Below are 13,144 nucleotides of genomic sequence, written 5' to 3' on the forward strand. Positions count from 1 at the left end.
AGTAGTAATCCAATTTCCGTCAAAATGTTAATCAAAACTATTTAAAGACAGGTGCGACCTTTTCCACAACGCTACTTGTCTCCCCCTCAATCGTAGGCCAATCTTCTTTCCAGATTACCCTATCCAGCAATAGCATGCGGCGATTTCCCCTGGTAGAAACACGTGGCCTTTTGGGGTCTATGGCATGATAAAGCAACCAATCGTTGCCTTGATCATCGGTTATAATCCGGGAAGTATGCCCTGTGCCCACAAATTTATCATTTCCTTTCAGTAATAATGTTCCGCTTCCTCTTTGTGTCAAATCACGGCCTTCCTGATCCAGATAAGGGCCCTGCAATTTTTTTGATCGGCCAACGAGGACATGATAAGTACTTTTTTCGCCTTCGCAACAGGATCCTTTTGAACCGATAAAGTAATAATAGCCTTTTCTTTTATGGATGACCACAGCTTCAAAATCACCAGCTGCAACCTTAAATTTCTTTTTAAGATCGGGGATTTGCATTCCATCATTATTTAAAGGAATACCAAAAGTCCCCTGCGTAGTGGCATCGCTAAAACTTCCCCAGAAGAGGTAGTTCCGGTTATTTTCCCTGAAAAAATAGGGGTCTATCGAATTGGGTACATCGATCGATTTACTATCGAACAGTTTGCCCTGATCCACGAATGGCCCCTCAGGTTTGTCCGCTAGGGCCACCCCAATACCGGGATTAGGATCGCCCCAAGTGGAGTAAGCATAGTACATTATATATTTCCCATTCAATAACACCACATCTGGCGCCCAGATCCCACCTTCCGGCTTCCAGTTGGGCTTGGCTGAAAATGCCGTTCCGATCCAGGTCCAATGTACTAGATCTTTTGACTGCAAAATAGAAACTAAACGCTGTCCCTTGCCATCGCCCCAATTATCAGCTGTTCCATAAGCATAAAATAATTTATTCTTTGGATTACGTACCACTGTAGGGTCTGCGAGTATCGGTTCAAAGACAGGATTTATATACGTTGTGTTTTTTACGGAAGACCGCGTAGTCTGAACAGGTTGTGTAACTGAACCTGAAGAACTTCTACAGGAGTTCAACAGGCTCAGGATTATCACTACGCCACTCCAATATTTTAACGAGTTCGACTGCAACATTTTATCAATTTTATGTTATCCAGATGCTTTCCTATCCTTGTATCCGAAAAAATTATATGAAAGCCGTCACAATTTCCATTCATGATGTTCCTTTAAGACTATTTCGTTGGCGCATGATAGAGGGCCTGGTGGGCAGCGTTTAATTCTGTTTCAGGCATTTTAATGACTTTACGATCATACGTCATCAAACCATTGGTTTCCACCTCCACATCTGTCGTCTGTGTATAAACGCCTGCCGACAGCCCCATAGGAATCAGTCTTGTCAAATCACGGATCAATTGTTTATACCGTTCGAGCAGTTCGGTTTTATTTTTGAAACTCTGGTAGCCCCAGTTGTCTTTTTGTTGCCAGGAATGACCATCTACGGGAAGTCCCAGACCTCCAAATTCACCTAATGCCAATACCTGATTTGCGCCAAACAATTTTGGATCCGGCATTGCCGCATCTGGGTAGTTGTGTATATCCAGTATATGGCCGGTTTCCATAAAATTACCGCCGCTGGCACTGTTTACCAAACGGGATGGATCATTGGCCATCGTCCATTCGGTGATTTCTTTTGTCTTAAATTGTCCCCAGGCTTCATTAAAAGGCACCCAAATCACAATGCTCGGGTAATTATGCAAAACCTCCATGATGGTTTTCCATTCCTTTCTATAATATCCTTCAGACTCTGCTGAACGCACCTTATCCCGATTTCCGCCAGATATTTTCCCAGGTTGCATGTCCCAATGATTTCCCCCGAGATCGCCGCTTGGCATATCTTGCCAGACAAGCATACCAATGCTATCACAGTAGCGATACCACCGTGCGGGTTCAACTTTAATGTGCTTACGGATCATATTGAAACCCATTTCCTTTGTCTTGATTACATCAAACTTTAGGGCTTCATCCGTAGGTGCAGTATGCAAACCATCGGGCCACCAGCCTTGATCAAGTGGTCCATACTGAAATGTAAAATTATTGTTCAATAGGAGTCTTTGTATCCCGTTTTCATCTTTTCCCATTGAAATTTTACGCATCGCGAAATAGCTTTTTGCTTGGTCAATGACCTTCCCTTTGCGGACTAACTGAATTTCCAAATCGTAAAGCTTCGGATTATTGGGTGACCAGGCTTCCAAATTCGGAACGGCAAGCTCGAAAGCTGCATTTGGTTGTCCCACCTGTTCTTTAATGACTTGAGTTCCGTTTAGTGCCCGCACTTTAATTTCATCACCGGCCTGACTACCTGCCACTGTCGCCTGGAAGGCAAGTATCCCTTCATCCAACCGCGGTGTCTGTTTTGTTGTCACGATATAAGATGATGGCACACTTTCCAGCCACACCGTTTGCCATATGCCGGTAACCGGTGTATACCAAATGCCATTCGGACGATTGACCTGCTTACCTCTTGGTTGTGGCCCCTCATCTGTCGGATCCCATACACGTACTGCGATTTCCTGTTTAGTTCCTTTTTTGAGAAAACGGGTCACGTCCATCGAAAAAGGGTCAAAACCGCCTTCATGTCTACCGACCAATTGATTATTTACATATACATCGCATTGCCAGTCCACAGCGCCAAAATGGAGCAAGACATTATTTTTGTTGACCGACTTGTCCAAGGTAATCGTGTTGGTATACCATAATGCTTTATCTTTACCAACTTCCTTACCAACCCCTGAAAGTGCAGATTCTACCGCAAAAGGCACCAGGATACTTCCGTCCCACTGTTTGGGAATTTCTTTTGCATTTACTGGAGTAATGGCATATTTCCATAAGCCGTTTAAATTTTGCCAGTTATTTGTCCGCACCAGTTGTGGTCTCGGATATTCTGGATGTGGTTTCTGTGCAGTCACTTTTTCACCCCAGGAGGTCAATATGTGATCGCCTACCGGCTTCCATTCCTGCGCAAAATTCAATTGTGCAGCCATCATCAGACTGGCAAAAAATAAAGTTTTCTTCATCATAAAAAAATCGTTATATCATTTATATCTTTAATTACTTTACTGTCGGAAATGCTGCTATACGCAAACGGGCAGCCCCCATTGGAATCAATTCGACTTGTTGAACTGCTGCCTGACTTTCCACTGGGCTCAATGGCAATACACCGGTCAATCCATTTTCATCTATTTTCCAGCCATCAATTCGTTTCGCTTTTACCAAAATGGAAATAGGTACCGCATCCGCTTCAAATGGAAAGGCATCTTTTGGCCACGCCCGTTTGACAACTTTCAATTGATCTGGAGCAAGCAATTCATTTTGGACAAGGCCATAATTCCAATCACTCGCAGGAAGGATCTCGTACGAAGGCCATTTGGTTGGGTCAGCGGTTTCCTGCCATTTTGAGTCACCAATAGCCGAAGCTTTACTATCCTTTTGTATATAATTCTCCTCAATCTTCAAGGCATAGGTCAATGGTCCCCGTTGGATGCTAACCGCATTTTTATTTGCCGTCCAGGTATTCAACTCAATGGACATCGGCAACAATAGTTCCACCTGATCTCCATCTTTCCATTTTCGGTCAATCCGGATGTACTTTGCACCTGGCTCAACGGTCTGTGCCTTTCCATTAATTTTGACCTGTGCCTGTTTTGCCCAGGCAGGAATCCGCAAGTAGAACGGAAAATCAGCTGCCTTTCCATTCGTTCCTATTGTAAAGCGAATCGATTCTTCGAATGGATAATTGGAGGCTTGTTTAATCTGAATCTTTTGATTGTCCCCGACCTTGATATCTGCATGGGATGCAGCATAAAGTACTGCGGCAACGCCATTATCGTTTGTTGCCATATACAGATGCTCTGCATAATATGGCCATCCTTGACTATGATTATGTTGGCAACAGCGTGAACTAAAAGGGTTCATCATCAAAAATGGACCGTTGTTATCAATTCCCGGAGCATGATTATGACTATCGCTAATGCTCATATTTGGGCTAGTGATATAACGTAGCGCTTTGAAATCAGCTGTTACTGCTGCGGGATAGGTATTAAAAGCAACCTCTTCCGCGTGATCTGCCCAAAATGGATCCCCTGTGATTCCAAGAAGAATTTCATTTGAGGCCATCTGTTCGACCATACCGCAGGTTTCGACTCCTTGCCGCGGGTCGGTATACCCCGGACGGGCATTTTCATCGGCGCCGAACATTCCGCCCGGCACTTGACCAAATACTTGTCTGACAAAATGAAAATTATTGTAAGTCGCCTTCAGATCTTCAGTGGACTGACTTTTGAGATAATAAGTTGCCGGCTCCCTGAAACATTGTGCAACATTGACATTGTGCCAGTTGGGCAAGTCATCTTTTTGCCGCCAGTTGGCTGTGTTACGATGGATTTTATCTGCAAGGCCCATCAACCATTCGTTCCCTTGGGTCCGATTATAAAGCCAATAGACTGATAATAAATTATCCCCACCACGACTATTCTCCCAATAGTCTTTTAGAAAAAAGCTATCCGGTAAATTTGACTGCCATTTAAAGTAGTTGGTCATTAGGGTTAGCACACGTTGATCAGCACTATATTCGTAATAGGATTGTAAGCACCAAAGCATGATCATATTACCCCATAAATCGGGTTTATTGTTCCGCAAGATCAGGGGACCAAAGTAGCCATCAGGCCGTTGGCTCTTGATTGCTGCTTCCAACCATATTTTTGATTCGGCTATTATTTTAGGGTCTTTCAGAATATACCCCAGATTTGCATAACCTTTCAGCCAATAGGGGACTTCCTCCCAACCGTAATCACCTTTCCCATTGGAGCTCAACCATGCATTATTTTTCTTTGATAACCATGCACTAATTTCACCAAGATGCCCCGTAAGACCATCTTTCTGCAGCTCCAGGTATTTGCCTAACCAGCCTTCCGGAACAATACTCCCTACAGGTAGCTTCAGCAGGGCGTTCTGTTTTAACGGCAAGCGGTTGTTAATATAGTTTAGATTTTTACCCTCAACCGGTAGTTGATCAACGGCGACTACGGCATTGCTCTGCGCAGAACTTAAAAAACAAATTCCAATGAAATAAGATAATAGACCTATTTTTTTTGTCATTATTGGCTTGATTAGTTTTATAACTGATTATCCAAAAATAAGATTTAATCAATGAGTTGGACGATTGATTTTTCTCAAAAGACTGCCTATTTGTATCAAAAGAAGAAAGCACATCCCCATAGGGATGTACTTCCAAAACCAATCATTATTAATCTATACTATTTTATTGAAAAACGATACAGGGACTTCGTTTGATAGACCTGCCCAGGACTTACAATTGTTGTTGGAAAGTTGGGTTGATTTGGCGCATCCGGAAAATGCTGTGGTTCTAAACAGAACGCTGTCCGAAAAGAATCCTTTTTTCCATTTTTTAACTGCACTTGCTCATTCATAAAGTTGCCGCTGTAGAATTGAATCCCCGGTTCGGTGGTCAAAATATCCATGATAATACCAGACTTATCTCCCACGACCTGTGCGGCTTTATACCACTCGCCTTCTTTCTCCTTGCTCAACACAAAATTATGGTCATATCCTTTTCCATAGGTGAGCTGCCTATCAGTGGCATTGATATCTTTTCCAATAGTCTTGGGAGAGGTAAAGTCAAACGCTGTTCCTTTTACTTCGGCTAATTGTCCTGTAGGTATCAAGGTACTGTCGACGGGGGTATATTGATTGGCAAACAATTGAAGCTGGTGGTCCAGAATCGTTCCGCTGCCCTCGCCATTCAAGTTAAAATAAGCATGATTTGTTAAATTAATCACTGTCTTTTTATCAGTTTCAGCTCGGTAAGCGATCATCAATTCATTCTTGTCATTGAGCGTATAAGTAACTTCCATCTGAATGTTGCCCGGAAATCCTTCCTGTCCATCTGGCAAGATATACGCAAAAGTAAGGGACGACCGATCAGCTTTCTTTAAGGTCCAATGCGCAAAATGTACGCCTTTGAAACCACCGTGTAATGTATTCGGTCCATTATTGACAGCCAGCGTATAGTTCTTGTCATCCAGCTTAAATTGCCCTTTTGCAATACGATTGCCGAAAGGTCCCACGATTGTTCCAAAAAATGGTTCTTTGGGATTATTATAATCACTGGCCTTAGAAAATCCCAAGACAACGTCACACAATTTACCTTCCTTATCCGGTACCCATAAACCAACAACGCGGGCTCCAAAATTAGTAAAATAGGCCTGTACACCGTTTTTGTTAGTCAATTCATATAGATGGACTTTTTTTGTATCGATTGTCGCGCTGAATGATGAAGTGTCCATTAAGGCTGCTACCGTGTCTTTTGAAGCCGTTTTTGAACTATTCATTTGTTGACAGGACAGACAACAATAGGTAAGTAAACCGGAAATACCCAGCACCATCAATTTTCCTTTCATTTCTTATGATTTAAACAGTTTATAATCTTTGTTGAATAACAAATGCGTTGTTATCCATATTTTTTATAATTTTATTGGTTGCAATACAGATACTAAAATCTTATTTTTTTTTATTCTTTTGGGATTAAATTGTTTCAATTTTAAGCTATTTTGTATCAATAACCAAATGATCATGATCAACCTGAAGCCGCTACATTTTTTATTTTTCTTGCTGCTGTCTCCTTTGCTTATCCACGCACAACCCTATTATTTTAACCATTATCAAATAAATGAGGGGCTTTCAAACAATGCGGTGATCTGCAGCATGCAAGATAGCTACGGATTTCTCTGGTTCGGCACTAAAGATGGTCTCAACCGATTCGACGGAAATAGCTTCAAACATTTTGATGCTTCCGACAAAAACAGCTTAGGGGGCAATAATATTATCTCCCTGAAAGAAGATTTCAAGAGAAGGATATGGATTGGTACGGATCAGGGAATCTACTGTTACAATCCCATCGATGAACAGTTTAGATTATTAAGTAAACAGTTCGAAAATTCGGATGTCCCAGTTATCATTACAGATCAAAAAAAAAGGATCTGGTTTATATCGAATGGTATGCTCTATTACCATCATTTGATCAACAACGAAATTAAGCAAATCACCAAATCGGATCTTTATATTACGGCAGTCGGTTGCACGAAAAATGGAACTATTTTCTTTGGCACTCCGGAAGGAAAAATTTTCCAGATCAATAATGTCGACAAAGCCGCTCTCTTGCTGGACTTTCAACTAAAATATGGTACAAAAGACTGGTTCAGTATCGAAAAAATAACGGAGAACCGCAAGGGGGAGTTATTGATCGGCACCTCCAAATCTGGCGTCTATGTTTACGATTTACAAGCCAAGACTCTGAAATCCATCTTAGGGCCAGATCGCCTAAAGCAATTTCTCTATGTTCGAGACATCTTACAGCCCAATGATACCGAATATTGGTTTGCGACCGAGTCAGGGCTCTTTATTTATCAAATTGCAGATCAAAGCTTTATCAATATTCAAAAAGAACAGGAAAATCCATGGGGCATTTCTGACAATGCCGCTTATAATATCTTACAGGATAAGGATCAAGGAATTTGGATAGGTACCTATTTTGGTGGCATCAACTATTATCATAAAAACAACAGCATTATCGAAAAATTTTTACCAAAAGATAAACCTGGTAGCCTAAAAGGTTCTGTTGTACGGATCATTACCAAAGATCCAACAGGCAATGTATGGATCGGCACTGAAAATGGCGGTCTATCCAAACTAGATCCTATATCAGGCAAAATCAAAAATTTCTCTGAAAAACAAGGAAATCTGGCGAACAATAATATTCATGGAATTCTTCCATTTGACAATAAAATATTGGTCGGTACTTTTGTCAACGGGCTGGATATTTTTGATCCCAAACAAGAAAAGGTTGTTTACCATATTGATAGAAATAGTTATTCCAACCCAGATCTACAGAGTAATTTCCTGTTTTATCTCTATAAAACAAAGAAAGGAGACATCTTAGCAGCTTCCACCCGCGGTTTGTATCGTTTTGATTTCGCCAATAAATCTTTTCATATACTGCGAAACGTTCCCGAGTATATGTTTTATACGACTTTGCTCGAAGATAAACAGGGAAATATCTGGCTGGGCACCTGGAGGGATGGCTTATTCTGCTATACGCCTGCTACCGGAGCGCTCAAACATTATACTCACCAAAAGGACGACCCAACATCGCTACCAAACAACCGTATCAATAGCCTATTTGAAGACTCAAAAAAACAGATTTGGGTGGCCACGGAAGGTGGTATGGCAAAGAAACTGCCTACTGGAAATGGTTTTGACAAAATTGGCATCAAAGAAGGTATGCCCAGCAATGTGATCCTGGCCATTCTTGAAGACGCGCAAAATAATCTTTGGGTGAGCACCTCTAAAGGACTGGTTCGTTACCATTTATCGAACGGGAAAAAACGCGTTTTTAACCTGGAATCAGGCTTGCCATCCATTCAGTTCAATTACAATTCCTCATTTAATGACGGTCAGGGAAATTTTTATTTTGGCACGATCAACGGCTTAATCCGTTTTGATCCAAAAAAACTCAATCAGATCAATTACAATACCCGAATTCCGATCTATATCACCAATCTCTATATCAATAACAAAGCGATCAACCAGTATACAGATGGCAATATACTTTCCAAATCCATCCTATTTACGGATAAGATTCAATTGAAACACGATGAATCATCCTTTAGTCTTGATTTTGCTGCACTTCATTACCAAGCCCCCCACTCCATCCATTACAGTTACAAGATGGAGGGCCTAGACAATAACTGGGTAGATATCACCAGCAATCAACGGGCTTATTTCACGAAGCTTGCACCGGGAAACTATATTTTTACAGTCAAAGCGGAAGATCCCAACGGAAATGTCATTCCTACTGCTGCAAGTCTTAGAATTGTCATCCTTCCCCCCATCTGGGCAAGTATACCAGCATATATCTGTTACGCCCTTATCCTTATTGCGCTAATTATATTTATTATTTATCATTTTAATGAAAAGGCAAAACAACGAAACCGCCAACATTTACTGACTGTTCAAAATCTTCGCGAACAAGAGCTCTATCGCTCAAAAATCAATTTTTATACAGATGTAGTCCATGAAATACGTACGCCTTTAACATTGATTAAGGCACCATTGGAAAAACTCATGGACAAAGTCGAACACAATCCAGTAACGAATAAGCTATTGACGACCATGCAGAACAATACCGAAAAATTGATTGCGCTCAGTAATCAGTTGCTGGATTTTCGGCAAGTCGAAACAGAAGGATTTAAATTACACTTTGAGCTGGAAAACATTAGTCAGGCAGCACAAAAAATCAGCAATGATTTCAGTGTCACTGTTCAGGCCATGGGCAGGAACATGACAGTGACCATAGCTCCCGATATCATGGGGTACATTGACATAGATGCTTTTGATAAAATCTGTTATAACTTATTCAATAATGCCTTAAAATACTCATCACAGGATATTGAAGTGAATTTAGCGGCGGATAAACAGAAAAATATTGCTATATTGACCGTGAAAAACGACGGTGCTTTAATTCCTTCAGAAGAAAGGGAACGAATTTTTGAACCATTCAATCGCTTAAAACAAAATAAGAACATTCCTGGAAGTGGTCTAGGCTTAGCATTGACAAGATCCTTGGCATTAAAACATCAGGGCAGTCTAGTATATGAAGTCGAAAATTCACGCTGGAATGTATTCCGTTTGACGTTACCGCTAAACCACAGTTCAAACCAATGATTATGAATGCAAAAGCCAATTTATTAATAGTAGATGATCATGCTGAATTACTTGAATTTATTGCAGACGACCTCAATGAAGATTACCATATCACCACCAGCACCAATGGAAATGAGGCCTTAAATTTACTCGCGTCCGAATATTTCGACTTAATCATCAGTGACGTGATGATGCCCGAAATGGATGGCTACGAGCTTTGCCAAAAAATTAAGGAAGATATCGCTTATGCACATATTCCCGTCATCTTATTGACTGCAAAAAATAGCATAGAGTCGAAGATCCAAGGTTTGGAATATGGTGCCGATGCGTATATTGAAAAACCTTTTTCGCCCGCATTTTTAAAAGCTCAAATTGCTAGCTTATTAAAAAACAGGATTAAAATCAAGGAATTTTTTATCAAAAATCCGATGTCCCAGATACAACAAATCGGTCAGAATCAAAGTGATCAGGATTTCTTGCTCAAGATCGACGAAATCATAATGGAACATTTGGATGACCCTCAATTTAATGTGGACCGAATGGCAGACATACTCTGCATGAGTAGACCCACATTGTATCGAAAAATAAATCTGGTATCGAGCCTGTCACCAAATGAACTGATTAACCTGACCAGGCTTCGAAAAGCAGCTGAATTGCTTAGTTTAAGACAATACAAAGTATATGAAATTTCAAATTTATTAGGTTATAGTTCGGCCACACATTTCTCCCGAAATTTCCAAAAACAGTTTGGACTCAGTCCGACGGAATTCCAGGATGCCCAATCGAAATAATTGAACAGCGACTTTTCATTAGAGACAGATCAAATTTGTGCTCGGTAATTTAAATCAAATCATTGGCCGAATAATAACTACGGTCACAAACTTAGCCCGGATTCAATTGAGATTGCTATTAATGCAGCTATAAAAAAGAACCATATTTCATGGAAAATATGGTTCTTTTTTTTGATATGGCAACCAACGTATAATTAGTCTCAAGTTCACAAAATCAGAATTGCTATCATCTCCTTTATCTGAAAATCGAGTGGTCTCACCTATTACCATTTGATAGCTACATGTACACCGTCGGGACTATTTTCAAATCCCAACAGATACGTTTTTGTTTTTGTATCCCAATTTTCCTCCGAAAAGACTTCTTTTTTATCCACCAGCACGCTCTTTGGTTTATTAGGTAATAATATCCGCGAAATATTTGTGGTGTTAATCGGGCTTTTTGCCGTAAATGAATAGTGATGATTAGCCGATGTTTCGTTGTAGATACGGCTTGCGGAAGCTAACACTTGCGGTTGTTGTTTGTTTTTTATATGATCTAAATTCACAAACAAACATTGCTCATTCGGTTGGATATTTTTGGAAGTAACAATGGGCAAAGTCGGATCATAAAGATCAATTAGATTTCCTTTAACATGATATGGCTGATTACTCACACTCTCATCCAATACGGCGATCAGATCGTAATTACCGCGCGTCAACGTAAAATAGTTTTTAAATTGTAGCTTTTCAGATTTGCCGTTGTTTTCATAAAGATTTTTCGTCACGTCCAGCAGTTTCTGACTGTTATCCGGTTTGACCACAAATTCTTTGGGATCCGATCTTAACACATAAAAAGTACCTTTCCCATACGTATATTTCCCCTCCTTTGTCATACCGTCCTTCAGCCCCATTTTCTCAAATAGATGATCCGATGGCCGTTGGTAATTTTTACCATTCGTGTTCCACCATTCCTGTACCGATTGAAAGGGATCGAGATCTGTACCACAATAAATTAGGATGCCGCCATTCTTTACCCAATCTGCAAGGTACTGATGCGCCTCAGCTGACAGGGGCTTCATATTGGAATAGGACATGAGGAGTACCTTAGTCTCCGCCAGGGCGTCCTTAACCGCCAAATTCTCCAGGTGAACTGTTTTTATGGGCACCCCACGTTTTAGGAAAGGAAGAGCGAGACCATAAAAGTTCGCCAGTTGTGGATCGTCATACCCGGCATGCGTCGGAAAACGTTGAAACATCAACGAATTTGCCAACAGGACACTGATCCCCGTCGATCCAGAAACTTTACTGGCCGTTTTTGGCATACTATTCAGGCTATTGATCATCACCTGCATCTGCGTCGAATAATGCTGTGGTATTTTTTCCTTTTGGTCACTATTGGGGCTTGTCTTATACAGTCCCTCATAGATCCGTTCGGGCCAGGGCATCACTTCATAGTCAGCGATATTCGGATAGAGCAGCTGTGCTGTGAACGTAGCTTGATAATTCTTTTTGTAATCTGCCCAATCCCGGGGCCAGTCTTCGATTGGATCCGTCAGAAAAAACATCTTTCGTCCAGTAGGTGCGGTCATAGATTCCATTGCCCCATACTCCAAAAATGCGGTTTCGAAAACACGTTCTTTCGCTACACCATTAAAATAGTTAGGTTCACGCGAAGTCCCCGTCCATACCTGCGCGATATAACCATCCACACAGGGAAGCGAAGCTAAACTCGCTTCAGGACTCACGATCATCCACTGCGAATAGTTGATCAAGGAATGCGTGGGCACATAACATTTCACATCCATCCCTTTGGTTTTTCCATAAGATTTCGCGTACGTAAAGACCTCATTCAGTGCATTGAGGTATAAAGCGTACTTTAATTTATTGGATAAGTATGTGTTCTCAGGCGATTCATGCTGTGGTCGCCAATCAAAACCATAGTATTTTTTCCATTCTTTCTTAAATGATTCACTGTAACCTGCACGTGCCCAGAATTCGGGTTCCTCCATAAATATGGCGTCAATCCCGGCATCAATAACGCGCTTGACATGCATCTCTTTGATGTATTTTAAATAATTTTCAGTAGGAACAATATAGGGAACCATATGACCATGCCAGATGGTATCCCCTTTTACGTCAACCTGTCCCTCATCCAAATGCATCTTTCCATCCCATTTTCCTGTAAAATAATCCTGGTACTCGCCCCAGGCAATCCCGGTCATAAAATGGGTAATATATCCTTTATCACGCCAGGATTTCACGCGCTCTTCAAATGGAATCTTTCGAGACTTGTCGGATGGATTCCCTCCTGTTCCATAGATCATCACCGCATCCGTCCGGTTGTCTATTGTCGGGCGCCATTCTCTGGAACTCTGAAATGTCGTCTTTACAGGATCTTTTTTTTGAGCGATCGCGGTAAGCGTCGTCAGCATCAATAAAGCGAGTATGTTCGTTTTTATCATAATCTGTTGTCTATTTCCATTGCTATTACTTATCGTTTACTTCTGCATTTTTCATACTATGAAATATGATTAGCTTGTTTATTGGTCAACAAGCTGAACCAGTCTTATTCAAATCCAACTGCAACATTGATATTTTA

At 41.0% G+C, this 13,144-nt stretch carries 7 protein-coding genes; 2 read left to right on the forward strand and 5 right to left on the reverse strand.

What is annotated here, in order from left to right; translation table 11 throughout:
* Positions 1-37 precede the first annotated feature (37 nt).
* From B4G94_RS07745 to B4G94_RS07760, 4 genes are all read right to left on the reverse strand, one after another.
* Positions 38-1,132, reverse strand: a complete 1,095-nt coding sequence (locus B4G94_RS07745) for a family 43 glycosylhydrolase (protein ID WP_286858113.1) — start codon at positions 1,130-1,132, stop codon at positions 38-40.
* Positions 1,133-1,230: 98 nt separating this feature from the next.
* A complete protein-coding gene (locus B4G94_RS07750) occupies positions 1,231-3,075 on the reverse strand; it encodes a glycoside hydrolase family 2 protein (protein WP_286858115.1) in 1,845 nt (614 codons plus the stop codon).
* A 31-nt stretch (positions 3,076-3,106) separates the two neighbouring features.
* Positions 3,107-5,152: a beta-L-arabinofuranosidase domain-containing protein gene (locus B4G94_RS07755; protein WP_286858117.1), complete on the reverse strand. Its 2,046-nt coding sequence runs from the start codon at positions 5,150-5,152 to the stop codon at positions 3,107-3,109.
* 158 nt (positions 5,153-5,310) lie between these two features.
* Positions 5,311-6,474: an aldose epimerase family protein gene (locus B4G94_RS07760; protein WP_286858119.1), complete on the reverse strand. Its 1,164-nt coding sequence runs from the start codon at positions 6,472-6,474 to the stop codon at positions 5,311-5,313.
* 172 nt (positions 6,475-6,646) lie between these two features.
* Here B4G94_RS07760 and B4G94_RS07765 point away from each other — a divergent pair, with 172 nt between their 5' ends.
* Positions 6,647-9,796 carry a ligand-binding sensor domain-containing protein gene (locus B4G94_RS07765; protein ID WP_286858120.1) on the forward strand — a complete coding sequence of 1,050 codons (3,150 nt, stop codon included), beginning with the start codon at positions 6,647-6,649 and terminating at the stop codon, positions 9,794-9,796.
* 2 nt (positions 9,797-9,798) lie between these two features.
* Complete coding sequence (locus B4G94_RS07770) at positions 9,799-10,566, forward strand: response regulator transcription factor (protein ID WP_233789191.1); 768 nt, start codon at positions 9,799-9,801, stop codon at positions 10,564-10,566.
* Between the two features lie 263 nt (positions 10,567-10,829).
* Here B4G94_RS07770 and B4G94_RS07775 read toward each other — a convergent pair whose 3' ends face one another.
* Entirely contained in the window at positions 10,830-13,007 is a 2,178-nt protein-coding gene (locus B4G94_RS07775; protein WP_286858122.1) for a hypothetical protein, read from the reverse strand.
* Between the last annotated feature and the right edge of the window lie 137 nt (positions 13,008-13,144).

Source organism: Sphingobacterium sp. UBA7625 (genome assembly GCF_002484085.1).
In the GTDB taxonomy this organism is placed as follows: Bacteria; Bacteroidota; Bacteroidia; order Sphingobacteriales; family Sphingobacteriaceae; genus Sphingobacterium; species Sphingobacterium athyrii.